This window comes from Psychroflexus longus, assembly GCF_020164595.1.
GTDB classification, from domain to species: domain Bacteria; phylum Bacteroidota; class Bacteroidia; order Flavobacteriales; family Flavobacteriaceae; genus Psychroflexus; species Psychroflexus longus.
This window is the reverse complement of record NZ_JAIQZE010000006.1, coordinates 49,400-69,004: the sequence shown is the minus strand read 5'-3', so window position 1 is coordinate 69,004 and position 19,605 is coordinate 49,400. Positions and strand designations below refer to the sequence as shown.

At 34.1% G+C, this 19,605-nt stretch carries 16 protein-coding genes; 7 read left to right on the top strand and 9 right to left on the bottom strand.

Annotated elements, in window-relative coordinates:
• Nucleotides 1-177 precede the first annotated feature (177 nt).
• Complete coding sequence (locus LB452_RS07195) at nucleotides 178-873, bottom strand: TlpA family protein disulfide reductase (RefSeq protein WP_224461058.1); 696 nt, start codon at nucleotides 871-873, stop codon at nucleotides 178-180.
• Nucleotides 874-1,019: 146 nt separating this feature from the next.
• On the opposite strand from LB452_RS07195, the gene LB452_RS07190 reads away from it, so the two are divergent.
• Nucleotides 1,020-1,622, top strand: a complete 603-nt coding sequence (locus LB452_RS07190; protein ID WP_224461057.1) for a histidine kinase dimerization/phosphoacceptor domain -containing protein — start codon at nucleotides 1,020-1,022, stop codon at nucleotides 1,620-1,622.
• Nucleotides 1,619-2,359, top strand: a complete 741-nt coding sequence (locus tag LB452_RS07185; RefSeq protein ID WP_224461056.1) for a response regulator transcription factor — start codon at nucleotides 1,619-1,621, stop codon at nucleotides 2,357-2,359. The genes LB452_RS07190 and LB452_RS07185 overlap by 4 nt, the downstream gene beginning before the upstream one ends.
• Before the next feature lie 8 nt (nucleotides 2,360-2,367).
• Here LB452_RS07185 and LB452_RS07180 read toward each other — a convergent pair whose 3' ends face one another.
• Complete coding sequence (locus tag LB452_RS07180) at nucleotides 2,368-2,883, bottom strand: tetratricopeptide repeat protein (protein ID WP_224461055.1); 516 nt, start codon at nucleotides 2,881-2,883, stop codon at nucleotides 2,368-2,370.
• A gap of 135 nt (nucleotides 2,884-3,018) precedes the next feature.
• On the opposite strand from LB452_RS07180, the gene rpmH reads away from it, so the two are divergent.
• From rpmH to LB452_RS07165, 3 genes are all read left to right on the top strand, one after another.
• The gene (gene rpmH / locus LB452_RS07175) at nucleotides 3,019-3,180 is read left to right on the top strand and encodes a 50S ribosomal protein L34 (protein ID WP_003438882.1); all 162 of its coding nucleotides are present in this window, start codon (nucleotides 3,019-3,021) and stop codon (nucleotides 3,178-3,180) included.
• Nucleotides 3,181-3,269: 89 nt separating this feature from the next.
• Nucleotides 3,270-6,122: a carbamoyl-phosphate synthase large subunit gene (carB, locus tag LB452_RS07170; RefSeq protein WP_224461054.1), complete on the top strand. Its 2,853-nt coding sequence runs from the start codon at nucleotides 3,270-3,272 to the stop codon at nucleotides 6,120-6,122.
• Nucleotide 6,123: 1 nt separating this feature from the next.
• Entirely contained in the window at nucleotides 6,124-6,633 is a 510-nt protein-coding gene (locus tag LB452_RS07165; protein ID WP_224461053.1) for a gamma carbonic anhydrase family protein, read from the top strand.
• 83 nt (nucleotides 6,634-6,716) lie between these two features.
• Here the strand turns inward: LB452_RS07165 and clpB are convergent, their stop codons facing one another.
• Nucleotides 6,717-9,302: an ATP-dependent chaperone ClpB gene (gene clpB / locus LB452_RS07160; protein ID WP_224461052.1), complete on the bottom strand. Its 2,586-nt coding sequence runs from the start codon at nucleotides 9,300-9,302 to the stop codon at nucleotides 6,717-6,719.
• 411 nt (nucleotides 9,303-9,713) lie between these two features.
• Between clpB and LB452_RS07155 the strand changes: the two genes are divergently transcribed.
• Nucleotides 9,714-11,972 (top strand): T9SS type A sorting domain-containing protein, encoded by a 2,259-nt coding sequence (locus LB452_RS07155; protein ID WP_224461051.1) that lies wholly within the window; start codon nucleotides 9,714-9,716, stop codon nucleotides 11,970-11,972.
• Nucleotides 11,973-12,048: 76 nt separating this feature from the next.
• Here LB452_RS07155 and LB452_RS07150 read toward each other — a convergent pair whose 3' ends face one another.
• A complete protein-coding gene (locus LB452_RS07150; protein ID WP_224461050.1) occupies nucleotides 12,049-14,277 on the bottom strand; it encodes a TonB-dependent receptor family protein in 2,229 nt (742 codons plus the stop codon).
• A gap of 191 nt (nucleotides 14,278-14,468) precedes the next feature.
• Here LB452_RS07150 and LB452_RS07145 point away from each other — a divergent pair, with 191 nt between their 5' ends.
• On the top strand, nucleotides 14,469-15,647 hold the full coding sequence (locus LB452_RS07145) for a hypothetical protein (RefSeq protein WP_224461049.1): 1,179 nt from the start codon (nucleotides 14,469-14,471) through the stop codon (nucleotides 15,645-15,647).
• Here the strand turns inward: LB452_RS07145 and LB452_RS07140 are convergent.
• The 5 genes from LB452_RS07140 to tsaE form a co-directional block, all read right to left on the bottom strand.
• On the bottom strand, nucleotides 15,644-17,062 hold the full coding sequence (locus tag LB452_RS07140) for an MltF family protein (protein WP_224461048.1): 1,419 nt from the start codon (nucleotides 17,060-17,062) through the stop codon (nucleotides 15,644-15,646). The two genes, LB452_RS07145 and LB452_RS07140, sit on opposite strands and share 4 nt — an antisense overlap.
• 126 nt (nucleotides 17,063-17,188) lie before the next feature.
• Nucleotides 17,189-17,485 carry a hypothetical protein gene (locus LB452_RS07135; protein ID WP_224461047.1) on the bottom strand — a complete coding sequence of 99 codons (297 nt, stop codon included), beginning with the start codon at nucleotides 17,483-17,485 and terminating at the stop codon, nucleotides 17,189-17,191.
• A 58-nt stretch (nucleotides 17,486-17,543) separates the two neighbouring features.
• Nucleotides 17,544-17,918 (bottom strand): DUF4258 domain-containing protein, encoded by a 375-nt coding sequence (locus LB452_RS07130; protein ID WP_224461046.1) that lies wholly within the window; start codon nucleotides 17,916-17,918, stop codon nucleotides 17,544-17,546.
• A 9-nt stretch (nucleotides 17,919-17,927) separates the two neighbouring features.
• The gene (locus tag LB452_RS07125) at nucleotides 17,928-19,133 is read right to left on the bottom strand and encodes an alanine dehydrogenase (RefSeq protein WP_224461045.1); all 1,206 of its coding nucleotides are present in this window, start codon (nucleotides 19,131-19,133) and stop codon (nucleotides 17,928-17,930) included.
• A gap of 57 nt (nucleotides 19,134-19,190) precedes the next feature.
• Nucleotides 19,191-19,601: a tRNA (adenosine(37)-N6)-threonylcarbamoyltransferase complex ATPase subunit type 1 TsaE gene (tsaE, locus tag LB452_RS07120; protein WP_224461044.1), complete on the bottom strand. Its 411-nt coding sequence runs from the start codon at nucleotides 19,599-19,601 to the stop codon at nucleotides 19,191-19,193.
• Between the last annotated feature and the right edge of the window lie 4 nt (nucleotides 19,602-19,605).

Sequence of the window (19,605 nt, the reverse complement as noted above, 5' to 3'; positions counted from 1 at the left end):
AATCACAAATTCAAGCTGAAAGTTTTACCTTAAATACTGCGTTAACAAAAATTCGTTAGGCGAAAAACTTGTCAGGAAATTTACTTTCTTAAAATCATTAGGCCTATTCCAGTGTTGGTAGAGCATTTGAAAAGTATTATAAAATCTTTGTTTAAGTTTTTTCGACTAACCAAAGTTTTAGAATGGGCTGATGGAAAATAATTTAAAGCTTTCATGTTTTTGTAAAAGTTCAATATCTTTAGAAATGTCATCAAAGCATTTTTTTACGGCGATGTCTTTATCTACTGAAGGATGAATTTGAGTGTTTTTTCTGATATTTAAAATCGTTTTGTCACTGCAAACCGCTAATGAAATTGGAAGGCCAAGTTTGTGTTTGAGTATTTTAATGGTTTTAGTTTCAGTATTACTTAATTCATCAACATAAAAAACTTTAATTTTAGGATGGTACTGCTTTGAAAATTTTAATGCATCTTCTTTTTTATCCCACATGATGAGAGCAAAGTCCAACCAGTCAGAATGCTCTTCAACCAATAACTTTAAAGCTTCTAATTCGCCATTGCTGGGAACACACCAGGATGCATAGCTCATCAAATAGAAAGGTTTCTTTATGTCGTGAATATGATTAATCTTTTGTTCTACATCTAAAACTTTAAAATTGTCCATAATAGTTCCTTTCAATTTAAGGTCTACCAATGAATTGAAATATTCTTCAGAGGATTCATGATTGCCTCTGTGAAAATCCAAAGAAGATTTTCTTTGGAATTCTTCATGATGAATAGCTAACATTTCGGAAAAAAGAATGCTGTCGATTTCCTTAGTATTTTGGGAGAAAACCGAAAATGAAAAAAATAATATCAGCGTAATTTTTTTCAATATGAGATGAATTATTGTTAATTTTTAAATTTAAGTAATTTAATTACCATTTACTTAATCAATCTTTCAGCTTATATAGCAATAATTATGAACTTATTATTTTTAAAATATTATATTTGTTATAACCAATTTTAGAATATCATCTTATGACCAATGAAATCAAAGAAGATCATGAAAAACTAAGGGAAGTCCTTGATAAAACACTTCACAGATTTAAAAACAATTTACAAACTCAACTTAGTTTAATGAATATACAGACCTCGACAAACAGGTCTTATTTTGATGATAAAAAGGTAATTGTAGATCGAGTTTTTGCCCTTACACATGTTTATGATTTATATTACAGAAGCAGCAAAGGAGAGTCTCTTTCTGAGGATTCTTTAGTATCTCTTCAATCTTTTATGCTCCAATTTTTTCAATACCTCCAAACTTCAACCCCAAAAATTGATTTTGATTTAATTGAAATTTCAGAAGTTGATGTAGATGTAGATAATTTGTTGCTTTTGAGTTATATACTCGTTGAGATCAATGATTTTAGAAAAAAACTAGATGACACTCTTACAATTGAGATCTCACATAAAGACAATAAAGTATTTTTTAAATTCTCTTTCTCAAGTATAGATAATCATGAGAATTTCCACGAATTATTTGAAGATCAATACAAGATATTTGATCTTATGGTTATGCAGCTTAAAGGTAAATTCAATTATAAAAAGAAATTTGTAAGACTATCATTCCCAATCCTATGAAAACAAAAGTACTAGTAGTAGAAGACGATAAGCTCGTTTCTTATGAAATTAAATCCATTTTAGACAACAACGGATTTGATGTTGATATATGTGACAGTTACTCCTGTTGTATCAAAAATCTCGACACATTTAAGCCAGAGCTAATCCTTTTAGACATCGATCTTCATAAGAAATATGAAGGTATTCAAATAGGTTCATACTTGAATTCTAAAGTAAATATTCCTTTCATTTACATAACTGGATATACCGATGTCGAGACCTTGAAACGAATACAAACTACCAAACCAGTAGGTTACCTGTCTAAACCCTTCAGGGAAATAGATATCATCAATAATATAGAGCTTGCTCTTTACAATAAAAAGGCGAGTTTAGACAACCATAAAAAATCAGACGAACAACCGGAAGAACACAAGTATTCTAAACCTATTAAACGCGCTTTAGAATATATTGATACCAATATCAATCAAGAGATCAAAACTGATGAACTTATACGTGTTTCCGGTTGGAGTAAATTCCATTTCATCAGAGAGTTTGCCAAAGAAGTAGGAATGACCCCGTATCAATACATATTTGACGAAAAAATGAAGCTGGCATCGTCTAAGCTGACAAATACTTATCAAACAGTGAAGGAAATAGCATTCGACCTCGGTTATACATCCAATTCCAGCTTTACGAATGCATTTGTGAAGCATTCTGGATTATCACCATCAAATTATAGAAAAAAGTACTGTAGATAATACAAGATTTAAAAGCGTTTCATCTGCTTTTTCATCATTTGAATCTGCTCATTGAGCATTCCATGTTTATCAAGAGATTTTGCCTCCTTGAGTAGAAGTTGTGCTTCACGCTTTCTGCGCTTGGTCATTGCAATGCCTGCGAGATTCAGTTTTGCAATTGCTAAATCCTGATTCATAGATAATCCAAGTTTAATGGCTCTTTTGAAGTATTTTTCAGCCTTAGTCATATTGGTTTGCGAAAGCAACAAACCGTGTATATAATTAAAGTAACCTTGTTGTTTTTGAGTTAATGCTGATTCCGGATTTTTAATTTTATCCAACCATTTACGGGCACCTTCAAAATCTTGTTTCCTTAATCTTAAAAATGCTAATAAAATCATTTCATTTTTAAAGTATAAGAAAATAAATATACCAGAGAGTAGAATGAGAGCTATTCCATTTCCAATGTTACTTTCTACAATTTGATATACACCAAAAGCAATAATTAATACCGCTATTATGAGTTTGAAGTTCTTGTTAAACATATTTTTATATTTAGGTGCAAATCTAGCAAAAACAAATGAAAAAAACTTTACTCCAAGTCTTGTAAAACTAAAAATGAATCGTATATTTGCACGCAGTTTTTAAAAAATAAATAATACTTTTAAAGTCATAAAATAATGAAAAGAACTTTTCAACCTTCCAATAAAAAGAGAAAGAACAAGCACGGTTTCAGAGAGAGAATGTCGTCTGTAAATGGTCGTAAAGTTCTAAAGAGGAGAAGAGCTAAAGGAAGAAAGAAATTAAGTGTTTCTTCAGAAATGAGTTTAAGAAAGAGATAAAATGATTGATTAATTTCACATTATAAAGGTGTTGCTTTTCGCAACGCCTTTTTTTATATCCAATAGTTTCATTATTAAAGTCTTCTAATATGCCAAAAAACAACAACATCAAAACAATGCTCATAATAGGTTCTGGCCCTATTGTGATAGGCCAAGCTTGTGAATTTGACTATGCAGGTTCACAGTCATTGAGATCTCTTCGGGAAGAAGGGATAAAAACCATCTTGATAAACAGCAACCCTGCAACAATCATGACGGATCCTTCGATGGCAGATCATGTCTATTTAAAACCACTCACAACAAAATCGATTATTGAAATCCTAAAAAATCATCCTGAAATTGATGCTGTTCTGCCGACTATGGGAGGTCAAACAGCGTTAAATCTCTGCATTGAAGCTGACGACAAAGGCATTTGGGAAGATTTTGGTGTTAAAATAACAGGTGTTGATATTGATGCGATTAACATTACAGAGGACAGAGAAAAGTTTAGAAAATTGATGCAGGATATAGGAGTAGGAGTTGCTCCTTCCAAAACTGTGACCTCATTTCTACAAGGTAAAGAAGTTGCACAAGAGTTTGGTTTTCCACTAGTGATAAGAGCATCCTTTACACTTGGAGGAAGTGGAGCCTCGATTGTATACAAAGAAGAGCAGTTTGAAGAATTACTTACCAGAGGATTGGAAGCTTCTCCCATTCATGAAGTAATTATTGACAAGGCATTGTTGGGTTGGAAAGAGTTTGAGCTGGAATTATTAAGAGATCGAAATGATAATGTAACTATCATATGTAGTATTGAAAATATGGATCCTATGGGAATCCATACTGGAGATTCTATTACTGTAGCTCCAGCCATGACCTTGAGTGATAAGACCTATCAAAAAATGAGGGATATGGCCATCAAGATGATGAGAAATATCGGTGATTTCGCAGGAGGGTGTAATGTTCAATTTGCAGTAAGTCCAGATGAAAAAGAAGATATTATAGCCATTGAAATTAATCCCCGTGTTTCAAGATCATCAGCATTAGCTTCAAAAGCAACGGGATACCCCATTGCCAAAGTAGCTTCAAAATTAGCAATAGGATATCATCTAGATGAACTTCAAAACCAAATTACACAAACGACATCGGCATTTTTTGAACCAACACTTGATTATGTGATAGTCAAAATACCAAGGTGGAATTTTGACAAATTTGAGGGTTCTGATAGAACTTTAGGTTTGCAGATGAAGTCTGTTGGTGAAGTTATGGGAATAGGTCGTTCATTTCAAGAAGCTTTACATAAAGCAACTCAATCTCTAGAAATCAAAAGAAATGGACTAGGAGCTGATGGAAAAAGCTATACTGATTACAATCAAATCCTCAGTAAATTGGAATATGCGAGTTGGGACAGGGTTTTTGTGATTTATGATGCCATACAATTAGGAATACCATTAAGTAGAATTCATGAAATCACAAAAATTGACATGTGGTTTCTTAAGCAATATGAAGAGTTGTACAGCCTTGAAGTAGAAATTTCAAATTATACCATAAAAACTATTACAAGAGAATTGATGCTTGAGGCAAAACAGAAAGGTTTTGCAGATAGGCAAATTGCTCACATGTTGAAATGTCTGGAGAGCGAAGTTTACAGTAAACGTGAAGAATTAGACGTTAATAGAATATATAAGCTTGTAGATACCTGTGCTGCAGAATTTGAGGCTCAAACGCCTTATTATTATTCCACATTTGAAGCAGACGTCATCACTGCTGAAGGCGAGAAGGTAAATACTAATGAAAGTATAGTGACAGGCAAAAAGAAAATCATTGTCCTTGGTTCTGGACCAAATAGAATAGGGCAGGGCATAGAGTTCGATTACTGTTGTGTGCATGGTGTGATGGCAGCTGCAGAATGCGGTTATGAGACTATAATGATTAACTGTAATCCAGAAACTGTTTCAACTGATTTTGATACTGCGGATAAACTTTATTTTGAGCCTGTTTTTTGGGAGCATATTTATGATATCATAAAGCATGAAAAGCCTGAAGGTGTCATTGTTCAGCTTGGTGGCCAAACTGCCTTAAAACTTGCTGAAAAGCTGAGCCGATACGGCGTTAAAATTCTTGGAACTAGTTATGAAGCTCTTGATCTAGCAGAAGACCGAGGAAGTTTTTCAAAATTATTACAAGAGAATAATATTCCATACCCAGAATTTGGTGTAGCAGAAACTGCTGATGAAGCTTTAGCCCTTGCTGAAGAATTGGACTTCCCAATTCTTGTTAGACCTTCTTACGTTCTAGGAGGTCAAGGAATGAAAATAGTTATTAACAAGAAAGAGCTCGAAACTCATGTAGTTGATTTATTGAGAAAAACACCTAACAATAAACTCCTTCTTGATCATTATCTGGATGGAGCAATAGAGGCAGAAGCCGACGCGATTTGTGATGGTGAAGATGTTTATATTATTGGAATCATGGAGCATATAGAACCTTGCGGCATCCACTCTGGAGATTCCAATGCGCTTTTACCACCATTTAACTTAGGAGATTTGGTTCTTGAACAGATTAGAGACCATACCAGAAAAATTGCTTTGGCACTCAATACAGTTGGATTACTTAACGTCCAGTTTGCGATCAAAGACGATAACGTATACATCATAGAAGCCAACCCTAGAGCGTCGCGGACAGTTCCTTTCATCGCAAAAGCTTACAAGGAGCCTTATGTGAATTATGCTACTAAAATCATGCTGGGACATAACAAATTAAGTGACTTTAATTTTGATCCACAGTTGGAGGGATATGCGATAAAACAACCGGTATTTTCTTTTGATAAATTTCACAATGTCAACAAGCAACTTGGCCCTGAAATGAAAAGTACAGGAGAAAGTATTTTATTCATCGATAGTTTGAAAGATGATACATTTTATGAACTTTATGGAAGACGAAAAATGTATTTAAGTAAATAATATGGCCTTAATACAATCAATAAAAGGTAAATCTCCTAAAATCCCCGCATCCTGTTTTTTGGCAGATAATTCTACAGTTGTAGGTGAAGTTAATATGGGTGAAAATTGCAGCGTATGGTATAATGCTGTTATACGAGGAGATGTGAATAGTATTGATATTGGTCATGATACGAATATTCAAGATGGGGCAGTAATTCACTGCACTTATAAAAAAGCATCAACCAAAATTGGTAATAGAGTATCCATTGGTCATAAAGCTATAGTTCATGGCTGTACTATTCATGATGATGTTCTCATAGGAATGGGAGCAATTGTGATGGATCATGCAGTTATCGAAAGTGGAAGTATCATTGCAGCAGGAGCGATTGTGACCACTGGCAAAAGGGTAGAAGCCAATTCAGTTTACGCAGGTATACCTGCCAAAAAACTAAAAACCACTTCTGAAGAAAATTTAGAAATGATAAAACGCACTGCTGAAAACTATACTATCTATAAGACTTGGATTGATTAGTTTATTAATTGAATATAATCATAAAAGCCCGTTTTAGAATTATGACACGGGCTTTTAGATTATAAAACTAATAAGTAGCTGAATTATTGATTTCTGAAAATAAGTTTTCCGTCAAACTGATCCAGCAGGATAATGCTATCTGTTTTTATTTTCTCGGCTAGAATTTCTTTTGAAAGCATATTCAACACTTCTTTTTGAATGGTTCTCTTTACAGGTCTTGCACCGTATTGTGGATCAAATCCGACTTTAGCTAAATAACCGATAGCTTCTTCAGTAGCGTCTATTGTGATTCCCTGCTTCATCAACATTTTTTTCAAATTATTGATTTGTAGTTGAACAATTTCTTTTATATCGTCTTTTGAAAGTGGTGCAAACATAACCACATCATCAATTCTATTAAGAAATTCTGGTCTCACACTTTGTTTTAATAGACCAAGAACTTCAACTTTTGCGCTTTCCATAGCTGAATCTACGTCTTCTGTTGCATCATATTTTTCCTGAATGATGTGACTACCAATATTTGAAGTCATTACTATGATTGAATTTTTGAAATCAGCTAGTCGTCCCTTGTTATCGGTTAATCGGCCCTCATCTAAAACTTGCAATAAAATATTGAATGTATCCGGATGTGCTTTCTCAATTTCGTCCAACAGAATAACAGAGTAAGGTTTTCTCCTTACAGCTTCTGTCAATTGTCCGCCTTCCTCATATCCAACATATCCCGGAGGCGCTCCAACAAGACGACTTACAGAGTGTCTTTCTTGATATTCACTCATATCTATCCTCGTCATTGAGCTTTCATCATCAAACATGTATTCTGCAAGAGCCTTGGCTAATTCAGTTTTACCTACACCAGTAGTCCCTAAGAATAGAAAAGAACCTATTGGTCTATTTTGATCTTGCAATCCTGCTCTGCTTCTTCTTACAGCATCAGAAACAGCCTGTATGGCTTCGTCTTGTCCAACAACTCTATTGTGAAGCTCATCTTCCAGCTTGAGAAGTTTCTCACGATCTGATTGTAGCATTTTGGTGACTGGAATTCCAGTCCATTTGGCGACTACCTCTGCGATATCTTCATAATCTACTTCTTCTTTGATCAGCGTGTTTTCAGATTTCTGGTCTTCAACTTCATTCTGAAGTTCTTCCAGTTTCTCCTGAGCTTCTTTTATCTTTCCGTAGCGAATTTCAGCCACTTTTCCATAATCTCCTTCACGTTCTGCACGCTCAGCTTCGAGTTTGAAATTCTCAATGTCAGTTTTTACTTTTTGAATGTGATCTACAATATCTTTTTCATTCTTCCAGCGAGCGTGTAGTGTATTGCGTTCTTCTTTGAGGTCAGCTAAATCTGCTCTCAATGATTTTAATTTTGTATCGTCTTTCTCACGCTTGATAGCTTCAATTTCAATTTCCAACTGCATTACTTTTCGGTCAAGAACATCAAGCTCTTCGGGCTTGGAATTGATTTCCATTCTTAATTTGGATGCAGCTTCATCCATTAAGTCAATAGCTTTATCTGGTAAGAACCTATTGGTAATGTAGCGTTGCGAAAGTTCGACTGCTCCAATAATAGCTTCGTCTTTAATTCTTACTTTGTGATGGGTTTCATATTTTTCTTTAATACCTCTCAAGATAGAGATGGCACTTTCTGTATCTGGCTCATTAACAGTAACCTTTTGAAAACGTCTTTCAAGGGCTTTATCTTTTTCAAAGTACTTTTGAAATTCATCTAAAGTTGTAGCACCTATGGCTCTCAGTTCACCTCTGGCTAGGGCAGGTTTTAAAATATTAGCAGCATCCATTGCACCTTCACCACCACCAGCGCCAACAAGTGTGTGAATTTCATCTATGAATAAAACGATATCTCCGTCACTCGTAGTTACTTCTTTGATAACTGATTTCAATCGTTCTTCAAATTCACCTTTATACTTAGCACCAGCAATTAAGGCGCCCATATCCAGGCTATAGATTTTTTTAGATTTTAAATTCTCTGGAACATCTCCAGCAATAATTCTGTGAGCTAATCCTTCTGCAATTGCAGTTTTACCTGTACCGGGTTCACCAACCAGCATCGGGTTATTTTTGGTTCTTCTCGATAAAATTTGAAGTATTCTTCTTATTTCTTCATCTCTTCCTATGACAGGGTCCAATTTACCTTCCTCTGCCATTTTATTGAGATTATTGGCATACTTATCTAAAGAATTATAATTGTCTTCTGCACTTTGAGAAGTGACTCGATCCCCTTTTCGTAGTTCCTGTATTGCAGCTTCCAGAGCTTTTTCTGTAACTCCCTGATCTTTTAGAACTTGAGTTACTTTGCTTTTACTTTTAAAAATGGCTAAGATGAGATGTTCTATAGAAACATATTCATCCTTCATCTTTTTGGCAACGATACTCGCTTCATTGATGGTCTTGTAAGCTTCTCTTGATAGCGCTATATCTCCACCTGATACTTTTGGAAAGCTTTCTATATTTTTATCGAGAATTTGCAAAAATAATTGAGTATTTACATTTAATTTCTTTAGAATAAAAGGAGTTACATTTTCATCAACTTCAGAAATAGCTTTGAATAAATGCTCGTTTTCAATTTGCTGATGCCCTAATTCTTGCGCAAGAAGCTGAGCTTTCTGAACGGCTTCCTGAGTTTTTATGGTAAAGTTTTTAAAGTCCATTGTGTTGTTTTTTTTAACTCATATTTCAAAACATATACCGAAACACTTACAAGACAAAATGACGCATTAAGTAGGAAATTATAAGACAAAAAGACATGTCGTGATTATAAGAATCAAGTACTTAGTTTTAATAAAACTATTCTGATTAAAATTAAAGCTTTTTGATTTAAGTTAGAGTAGCTCATTTAAAAATATTAGTAATGTAAAAGCTTCGATATTAAAATATCCTAGACTGTTTTCAACTTTATAAAAAATAATCAATAAAAACTTAAGATTATAAGCAAATCAAAATTATCTAAATAATTGAATTATGAAACACTACTTAAGTTTCATTTTCTGAGGAAAGATTATTATTTATCAGTATTTTTAAATTGATATTTTAAATATGATATATTTGAAGAAACAACGGGCATGAAAACTTTTTATTTTAACCTAATTATTGCTGTTTTTATATCCTTTTCTGTTCAAGCTCAGGTAACTAATTCAGGACAACCAAAAAGTTGGAAGCTGGATTTAGTCTCAAAAAAATCAATTTCTCTTCCTAGCTTCGATTTAAAAACACTTCAAGAACAGGATAAAATAAATGATCAACTTCAAGAAAAGCCCTTTCGCTTTGGATACGAACATCAAGTTAGTTTAGGTTTCAAAGATGGAACTTGGAATACGCTAAAAGACGGGTCAAAGGTTTGGCTTTTGAATGTAAAATCTAAAGGAGCAAAAACTATAAATTTTATGTTTGATGAATTTTTATTGCCAGAGGGAGCCAAATTATATTTCTATAACAATAAAAAAACTGATCTTTTAGGTGCTTACACGTCTTCTCAGAATAGAGCAGATATGCAATTTGGTTCATGGTTGATAGATGGAGAAAACATTTGGATTGAATATTATGAGCCTAAGCATGTAGATTTTAAAGGGCAATTACATATATCGAAAGTAATTCACGGTTACAGAAGCGTAAATGAAGTTTCAGAATTACAAAAAGAATTAAACGATTCAGCAGACTGTAACCTGGATGTTGATTGTCCTATTGGAAGTGATTTTGATGATATTAAGGATGAACTTAAAAAATCTGTTGCGTTGGTTTTAACCGGCAGTAGCGTTTGCTCTGGGACCCTTATCAATAATACAGAAAACGATGGAAAGCAGTATTTCTTAACTGCCAATCATTGTTTAGAAGGCTCTGTGGGGAGTTGGGCTTTCAGATTTGATTGGATAAGTCCAAACCCTTCATGTTCTACAACTGTAAATTCGTCAAATAGCAGTTTCAATCAAACCGCAAGCGGTGCCACTTTACTGGCAAATAATGCAAAGTCAGATTTTGCACTTTTAGAGATAAATGCAACATTTCCAGGAAACTGGGACTTAGTATGGGCAGGATGGGATCGAACTGGTGATATACCAGATTTTGCTGTCGGAATTCACCATCCCAGAGGCGATATCATGAAAGTATCCAGAGACAACGACAGTCCCTCTAAAAATTCAAGACCTTTTAATAATATAGACGATATGGACAATTGGTTCCTTGATGAGTGGGAGCTGGGAGTGACAGAACCAGGCTCTTCGGGTTCTGCTCTTTTTGATCCAAATGGAAGGATTATTGGTCAACTAGCAGGTGGAGCAGCAGCGTGTAATGGAACTATAAACAATGGTGCTTTTGATTATTATGGTAGATTTGATGTGTCCTGGGATTATGGAAATAGCATAGATTCTAGGCTCAAAGAATGGCTTGACCCTAATGACAGAGGAATTCAAGTTTTAGGTCAATATCCTCCAACTGAAACCTTTGCCTACGATGCAGCATTGTTACTGGATGATCTAGATGAGCCAATTTGTGGAGATGAAGCCTTTCCTGTTTTTAGAATACTCAATAATGGAGTTGAAAACATAACTAGAGCGACATTAACCTACAGGGTTGGATCAGAACCTGAGCAAAATGTAAGCTGGTCTGGTAATCTGTCTTCAGGAGAAACAGATATCATAACATCTACAACGTTGGACCTAAATTTTAGCAATCAACTTCAAGCTGAATTAGTGATTAATGGACAAGAGGACGAATTCACTAACAATAATTCTATCAACCGAAGCATAGATAATTATGAAAACTTTCGATTCACAACAGATTCAATTGTATTTACTTTACTAACAGATGATTATGCTTCTGAAACATCCTGGAGTTTGCTGGATGAGTCTGGAATTGTGATTGAAGAAAGTCAAGGTAATTTAACAAATAATACAACTTATGTTGAACAATTTGAAGTGGAGCCCGGGAAATGCTATGAATTGGTGATTTTTGACACAGAAGGAGATGGGATTTGTTGTGTATATGGTGAAGGATCTTACACTCTTCAAACCGATTCTTCCCAAGTGATTGCAGAAGGAGGTGAGTTTGGTGTGAGAGAAGTTATAAAATTCAGAATCAATGAAGTACTTTCAGCAGAAGAATTTGAGTTTTCAATTTTTCCTAATCCATCTAAATCTATTATAAGAATCGAAGGTAATCTTGAAGATGATGCAATGGTTTCAATCTTTGACTTATCGGGTAAACTTTTATACCAAAATAATACTGAAAATTTGGAAATAGATATAAATTCATTCCAAATTGGTGTTTATTTCATTCAAATCGATAATGGAAATAAGACTTTGACGAAGAAATTTATTAAAATCTAGAGTATTTGTTTCACAAAAAAGAGCTTGAATCCTGATGATTCAAGCTCTTTTAAATTGTAAACTTTATCTTTTTAGATTAAAATCTAAATTCAAAACCTCCGTATATTCCGAAAGGATGACCTGGTCTTAATCCAGCTGGAACTCTTGCTACTTCATATTCTGTATCAAGCAAATTAATGACATTTGAAGTCAAACTAAAGTTTTGAGTTAAGTGATACTTGGCCGAAATATCTACTATGAAATTACTTCCAACTTTTTCGTTTGCCGGAATACTTCCAGAACCTGCTTGAGTTCTAAATTCTCCTCTATATCTAGCATTGGCGTGAGCTTCAAATTTGTTAGCTATAAAGCTTAAACCCGCGTTGAATTGGTGTCTAGAAATGTAGGGAACTTCATCACCATCAGATACTTCTCCCCAGATACCAACATTACTGTCAAAATTATTTTGAAAAGTAGCATCCGTAAAGGTGTAAGAAAGAGTTAGTGGCAGACTAAAGTTAGAATTTCTTTTTAGAAAATCGAAAGCAGCTTGAGCTTCAATACCTTTAACATCTACTTCTCCTGCGTTAAATTGATCTAAAGTACCTACACCGCCTGTTGCTGCAAAATCACTTCCTAATAAATTACTATAATCGTTGTAAAAACCTACAACCTCACCAGAAAGTCCATTGTGATTGAAGCGTGTACCTAATTCATAATTCACACTCTGCTCAGAGCTTTCTTCAGGTCTTGTTCCACCTGGAGAAAATCCTTTGTGCACACCACCAAAAAACGAAAGTTCCTGATTCAACTTATAATTTGCACCAATTCCTGGAATGAATTCATTGATTTCATTGGATCTTGATGATAAGTTAATCCCAGTTCTATTTACGTCATTACTGCCGTAGTCATTTCGTTCTAGTTTGATGTTTTCATATCTAAATCCGGGGGTCAAAGTCAATTTACCATATTTCAATTTGTACAAAATATGTGCTGCTAGCGCTTTTGCGTCTGTCACTCTATTAGAATCTGTTCCTGGAACTCCAGCATCTATCAAATTCATATTGCCATTAATCATGTTGTAACCATCTACCCACTGGAAACGATCCTCCTCATCCTGATGATATCTTAAACCAACTTCTATGTCATGGTAGACATCGCCAGTTAAAAAGTGGTAATCTGCTTTAGTTTGGATGCCTTGAGAGTAATATTCTCTATTGTTATTTTTTAAATTCAAAGCAGAACCAGCAAAATCTTGTGACCCATCAACGATTCCAAATAATAAAGGAAAGTCTCCAGGATTGTTAAGCAAATTAGCAATGCTACTGGATTGTCCAGCCGCAGAAACATCATTCAATTTGTACCAATTTCTTTTAAAATCATTTCTGTAAGCAGTAGTGGTGATTCTGAAATAATCATTGAATTTTGCTGTGTGGGTCAACATAAATTGTGTGTGCTCCGTATCCATCAAATCCTCTTGAGAACCTGCATATCTTCTAAATGGGGTTCTGCTGAAATCCTCATCAGTAAGTCCTAAATAAGTCTCATCCGATTGTTCATCAGAAAACTGAAATTTAAAATCTAAAGACTGATAAACTTTGGCGTCTGCATTGGTGTTTATTCTAAACTTTGCAACCACGTCATTCATATCAAATCCCGTATCTCCGCCATTATCAAGATTTTTGAATCCTTCAGATTGTCTTCTGTTATACTCGACCATATAGCCAAAGTTTTCAAATGAATCCCCAACATTTGCGTAAGAATTCAGTGTATTGTAACTACCAAAACTCGATCTTAGATTGATGTTAAAGTCTTCAGGAATTTCTGTAGAGACAAAATTAATAGCACCACCTGTAGTGTTTGGTCCATATTGAATCTGGCTACTACCTTTCAGAACTTCAACTGATTGCATACGATTCACATTCGGGAAATAATAAGCTGCTGAAGCACTATAAGGAGCAGGAGCCAGTAGTATTCCGTCTTCCATAATGTTGATTTTTGAAGAACGTTCTGGAGAAGTACCTCTCAAGCTTATGTTGGGTCTTAATCCGAACCCATCTTCTTCATAAATATTTACCCCTGGAATTTGACCCAATACTCTATTGATGTCGGAGTAGTTTTGTTGCATAAGTTCTTGCTTAGATAGAAAATAAGCAGAACCTGTTCGGTTTCTGGCTTCAAATTTACTTCCCAGTAACTTATTGGCTATAATAGTGACCTCCTTTAGGTCTTGAATTGAATCTTTTTGTTCAGTTTTTTGATCTTGAGCAGATAATAGACTCACAGATAAAAACAATAAGCTTGCAGTAACGCGCTTTAAATTCATGTTTCTTTATTTAGAATAATTATGTATAAAAATTTAATTTCGCGTAAAATTAATATTCAATATTAGATACTACAAGTTTATTTAGACTTAATTTAAATTAAATTTTATACTATTTTGATTTACAGTCATATGAATTAAGAAATTTATCAATTAAAGAATATCTACATTTGTAACATCATATAATTTTGAAAATGAAAAAACTTATACTTCTTTTTAGTGCACTTGTTTTAATTTCTTGCAATTCAGTCAAGAAAACTCAGCAGGCCTTAAATTCTGGAAATTACATCGAGGCTATAAATAGGTCTGTACATAAACTTCAGGAAAACAAGTCCAATGGTAAAAGTGCCGCTTATGCATTGTTGCTTAAACAATCTTTTGAAAAGTACAGAGCGTCTGCTCTGGAACGAATTGATTTTCTTGAAAGGGAAACATTAAAAGACAATTCAAAACCGGTGTATGAAGCTTACGTAAGCCTTCAGAATATTCAGAATAAAATTAAACCTCTTTTGCCTTTAAAAAATACAAGAGATGAAAACATTGATTTTATATTCTATGATTTTACAGATAATATTCTAGTCGGTAAAGAAAATTATGTCAATTATTTATATACTAAGGCCAATGACTTGTTGAGATCTGAGGATAAAATTGATAGCCAATTAGCTTACAACAGCTTAGTTGAATTAGAAAAATTAGCTCCGACTTTCAAGAATGTATCTCAACTTAAAAGGGAAGCTTACTTGAATGGTATTGACTTTATATTAGTCTCACTTTATAATGACACTCAGCAAATTATTCCAGCTCAGGTAGAGGATAGGCTTCTTAATTTTAGCACTTTGGACCTGGATGATCTTTGGACTGAATATCACGTGAATGAAAGAGAAGATATTTCCTATGATTACTCTATTGAAATTAATTTTACCTCCATTCAATTTTCTCCTGAACGATTAATCGAAAGACAAATTCCTTTAGAACGAGAAATAGTTGATGGATGGAGATATAAAAAAGATAGAAATGGAAATTATATTGTAGACGACAGGGGTAATAAAATTAAAGAAGATGTTACAGTTGTTGCTAGCGGTACTTTATTTGAAACCCTTCAATCCAAGGAAGTTAAAGTAGTTGCCAATGTGAATTATTTTGATCTTTTACAAGATCAAAAAATTAATACATATCCCCTGGAAAGCGTTTTTGTATTTGAAAACCGATTCGCAAATTTCGATGGAGATTCCAGGATTTTAGATAAAGACGAAACCTATTTACTAAGAAGTGGTCCTGTTGAATATCCTACTAATGAACAAATGCTTACTGATGCATCTGAAGATATAAAAAGTAAACTAAAGGTGATTTTAAAGCAACAATTATCTAATTAATTGTCTATGAACTTTTTATAGTGTTCATACCTTTTGAATATTTCCTTCACGTAATTAAAAGGTTCTTCACCTCTTACGTAACCGTATTTAATGAAGTCTTTGTTGTAATGTTCTGGAAAACTTAAATCTAATAGTGCTAACTCAACATTATTGTCCCAAACTAAAGGATCCAAACCTTGTTTTTTAGCTAATTTTTGAGCGTCCTTAACGTGATATAACCCGCAGTTGTAAGAACCTAGGGCAAATTTTATACGTTGAATACTGTCGGTAACATTTTCATGACTACTGAGCATTTGATCTAGATATTTAGAACCAGCTCTGAGACTTTGTTCAGGATTATAAGGATCTGTGACACCAAGTTCTCTTGCTGTTGCTGGCATAATTTGCATTAAACCACTAGCACCAGCCCAAGAGTTCCTGTCTGGTTTAAATTGAGACTCTTGGTAAGCTACAGAAGCTAATAGTCTCCAATCCCAATTAATTAGATCTGCGTTTTCTTTTATAATGTCGTCATAGGGACTTATTTTATTCTCATTTAAACTATAAAAATTACTAACCACTCTCTTTTTATAAAGTCTCTTATTTTTAAAGTATTTATTATAGATAACATGGTAGTCGGTGGTTTTTTTGGCATTTTCCAACCATTGATTCACAGTTGAAAGTAATGTAGTATCTCTTTTCCGCACTGCCCATCCTATTCGTTGAGATAAACTAAGTGATGTACTTATATCTAAAATGGGATAATAAGAAGAATTAATAAAGGCTATATTTTCATCTGCAATAGTATATTTAATGTCGCCTTCAGCTACTTTTTTTATGATTTTATCTGTCGATAAGGTACCTCTAAGGGTATCAATAAAAATGTTTCCACCTAGCTCGTTGGATAGATTTTTAACACGTGATGCATACGATGAATTGCGTTTTACAGAAATTGTGTCCCCAATAAGTTCAACTGGGTTTGTAACTAAGTAATTTTTAATTTCATGAAGCTTCATACGTCTCCAATTTTCAGGTTTTTTTTGAACCAGTACTTGATGGGAGAGATAAAGTGGGGTAGTAAAATTTATTTGCTTTTTTCTGGACTCAGTTATGGTATAACCGTATGCTAAAAGATCACCTTCTCCTTTTTGCAATAAGTCGACGAGGTCATTTTCATCTTTGGCGACTACCATTTCTAGCTCCACATCCAAGTCCTTTGCCAACCGTTCCAAAAGTTCGTACTCAAAACCCATTGGACGGCCTTTATATAGGAAATAAGTAGTACCAGAATATATGGTAAGAGCTCTGAGAGTTCCGCTTTCTTTAATCGCTTCAAGATCTCTAGAAAATTTTTCTGCGTTTTCGTCTTCTTTAACTTTAGTTTCGGATTGACAGCTCAATAAAACAATCGATAAAAGGAGTAAAATCTTTTTCATATGCCTGTTTAAGAATCATCAATATATGAATTACTTTAAAGCAGTGAAATAATTTCTTAATGTTTTGAAAACATAAAAGCCAGATTTATCTGGCTTTTAACGTATAATATATTGATAAATAACTACTTAATCATCTTCTTCGTCATCTTCCTCTTTTTGGGGTAAATCGACATAATTCATCTCCATTTCATCTTCTTCGTAATCTTCAACATCAAACTTTGTCATCGTATCTTCAAGTCTTGTGCTAATCTTCACCAAGTAAATTGTATCATCAGTTTTTACCTCCACGGCCTCAATGGTTTCATTTTTGGAATTTTTAAAAACAACTACATCTCTATCATCGTAACCATCTGGATATTTTTGTACAAGAAGGGAGAGTATTTCGGGCGTAAGCTTTTTGTAGTCGATAATAATACGTTTCATTCTATATTGGTTTAGATACTAACAAACATAAAATAAAAGTTTGCATAAAAAAATAAAATCAATTTAAATTAAATACTCTTTTAAGTACTGCTGTAGAATCGCAATTTTCAAAAATAAATCCGAGTTCCTTACTATTTACAACACCTTCAACCTGATAAATTTTACAAGGCTTAGCTTCAATGTTACTTTTTTTGAAGTTGACATCACCGGATTTTAATACATAAGAGATAATTGCCGTATCGATTTTATTTTCTTTAAAAAACATCAAAGCATCTGTTTCAACTATTCGTTCTTTGTTTCTCATATTTTTTAAAACCCTTGCATCTAATCCCCAATCACAAGAGGTTTTCTTTCCACCTAAGAAAAACATTAGCATTATAATCCCTACAACAAATCCAGATAAGTAATATCCTAGTCTATGAATAAATTTCATGTAATTTTTTTAAAAAATAAGTAAATTTGGATCTCTGTGGTTAAGATCAAACCAGTCTGCAACAGATTTACTTGTCAAAATCCCATGATAAAAGTAGAGACCATTCCTAAGTCCTGAATCGATTCTTAAAGCTGGCTCAAGGCCCCCTTCTTCACCAATCTGAAGTAGATATGGGGTGAAAATATTACTTATAGAAAGAGATGCTGTTCTAGAATACCTTGAAGGAATATTTGGCACACAATAATGTATGACATCGTGCTTTTGAAAAGTTGGCCTATCATGTGTCGTCATTATAGAAGACTCGATGCAGCCACCCATATCGATGCTCACATCAATAATGACAGCACCTTTTTTCATTTTTTTGACCATTTCATCATTAACTATAATTGGCGCTCTATTGGCCCCTCTTACAGCACCAATAACGACATCAGCTCTTTTCAAAGCCTTCAGAAGAATTTTAGGTTGTAAAGTAGATGTGAATATAGGTCGGCCAAGATTACTCTGTAAACAACGTAATTTTGTAAGAGAGCTATCGAAAACTTTAACTCCGGCACCCAATCCTAAAGCACTTCTCGTTGCAAATTCACCAACTGTTCCAGCTCCCAAAACAACGACATCAATCGGTGGAACACCGCTTATGTTACCAAACATAAGTCCATTTCCTCCAGACATGTTTGATAAAAGCTCCGAAGCTATTAAAATTGAAGAAGTGCCAGCAATTTCACTCAGTGCTCTTACAGCAGGATATCCCCCAAACTGATCTTTAATAAATTCAAATGCCAGAGCCGTAATCCTCTTTTTGGCTAGAGTTTCAAAATATGCTTTGTTCCTTGTTTTAAGCTGAAGAGCAGAAATCAAAATAGCCTGAGGTTTGATCATCTGTAACTCTTCTTTTGAAGGTGGAGCAACCTTAAGAATAATTGGGCACGCAAAAACTTTATTAGTGTCTTTGGTTACTTCACCACCAGCTTCACTATAATCTTTATCACTAAAATTGGCTTGCAGCCCAGCCTCGCTTTCTATCAAAACTCTATGCCCATTTTGAGTTAGTGCGTTGACAGCATCTGGAGTAAGACAAACTCTTTTTTCTTGATAAGAAGTTTCCTTCGGTAAGCCAATAAACAACTCTCCTTTGGAATGTTGTATTTCAAGCATTTCCTCTTGAGGAAGTAATTCTGAAGTAGAAAAAGGTGATTTTGAAGAGTGTGGATTCATTGATATGTTTAGTTAAGCGAAAATAATTAAAATATACCGGAAACTCTTCTAAATTATTTAAAACTCATCAAGGCTCAGTGAACGGGAATTATCTTCATTCAACCCCAACTGTATGTGGGTATAATGTTCCGGCCAAAGATTTGGTATTTTTTCCGGCCACTCTATAAACACGTAATGCTGGTCATCCAGGTAGTCTTCAAATCCCATATCATAAGCTTCAGTTTCATCATCAATTCTATAGAAATCGAAATGGTAGATATCATCGTTTTCACCTTCATATTCATTGACCAGAGAAAATGTGGGGCTTGATACTTTATTTTCACTCCCAAGTAGCTTGACGAGCTCCTTAATAAGTGTTGTTTTTCCAGTGCCCATTTCACCAGAAAATAAGATGTATTTTGAATTGGCTTCCTTTAAGATTTGAGTTGCAATTCTATTAAGATCTTCGATTTTATAACTTAATTTCATGTCT

Bases quoted from the DNA above. Each gene is read 5' to 3' on its own strand.
- LB452_RS07125 (WP_224461045.1), bottom strand. From the start codon at position 19,133: ATGAATCCACACTCTTCAAAATCACCTTTTTCTACTTCAGAATTACTT.
- LB452_RS07185 (WP_224461056.1), top strand. From the start codon at position 1,619: ATGAAAACAAAAGTACTAGTAGTAGAAGACGATAAGCTCGTTTCTTAT.
- LB452_RS07155 (WP_224461051.1), top strand. From the start codon at position 9,714: ATGAAAACTTTTTATTTTAACCTAATTATTGCTGTTTTTATATCCTTT.
- LB452_RS07135 (WP_224461047.1), bottom strand. From the start codon at position 17,485: ATGAAACGTATTATTATCGACTACAAAAAGCTTACGCCCGAAATACTC.
- LB452_RS07165 (WP_224461053.1), top strand. From the start codon at position 6,124: ATGGCCTTAATACAATCAATAAAAGGTAAATCTCCTAAAATCCCCGCA.
- LB452_RS07150 (WP_224461050.1), bottom strand. From the start codon at position 14,277: ATGAATTTAAAGCGCGTTACTGCAAGCTTATTGTTTTTATCTGTGAGT.
- LB452_RS07130 (WP_224461046.1), bottom strand. From the start codon at position 17,918: ATGAAATTTATTCATAGACTAGGATATTACTTATCTGGATTTGTTGTA.
- clpB (WP_224461052.1), bottom strand. From the start codon at position 9,302: ATGGACTTTAAAAACTTTACCATAAAAACTCAGGAAGCCGTTCAGAAA.
- tsaE (WP_224461044.1), bottom strand. From the start codon at position 19,601: ATGAAATTAAGTTATAAAATCGAAGATCTTAATAGAATTGCAACTCAA.
- carB (WP_224461054.1), top strand. From the start codon at position 3,270: ATGCCAAAAAACAACAACATCAAAACAATGCTCATAATAGGTTCTGGC.
- LB452_RS07140 (WP_224461048.1), bottom strand. From the start codon at position 17,062: ATGAAAAAGATTTTACTCCTTTTATCGATTGTTTTATTGAGCTGTCAA.
- LB452_RS07190 (WP_224461057.1), top strand. From the start codon at position 1,020: ATGACCAATGAAATCAAAGAAGATCATGAAAAACTAAGGGAAGTCCTT.
- rpmH (WP_003438882.1), top strand. From the start codon at position 3,019: ATGAAAAGAACTTTTCAACCTTCCAATAAAAAGAGAAAGAACAAGCAC.
- LB452_RS07145 (WP_224461049.1), top strand. From the start codon at position 14,469: ATGAAAAAACTTATACTTCTTTTTAGTGCACTTGTTTTAATTTCTTGC.
- LB452_RS07180 (WP_224461055.1), bottom strand. From the start codon at position 2,883: ATGTTTAACAAGAACTTCAAACTCATAATAGCGGTATTAATTATTGCT.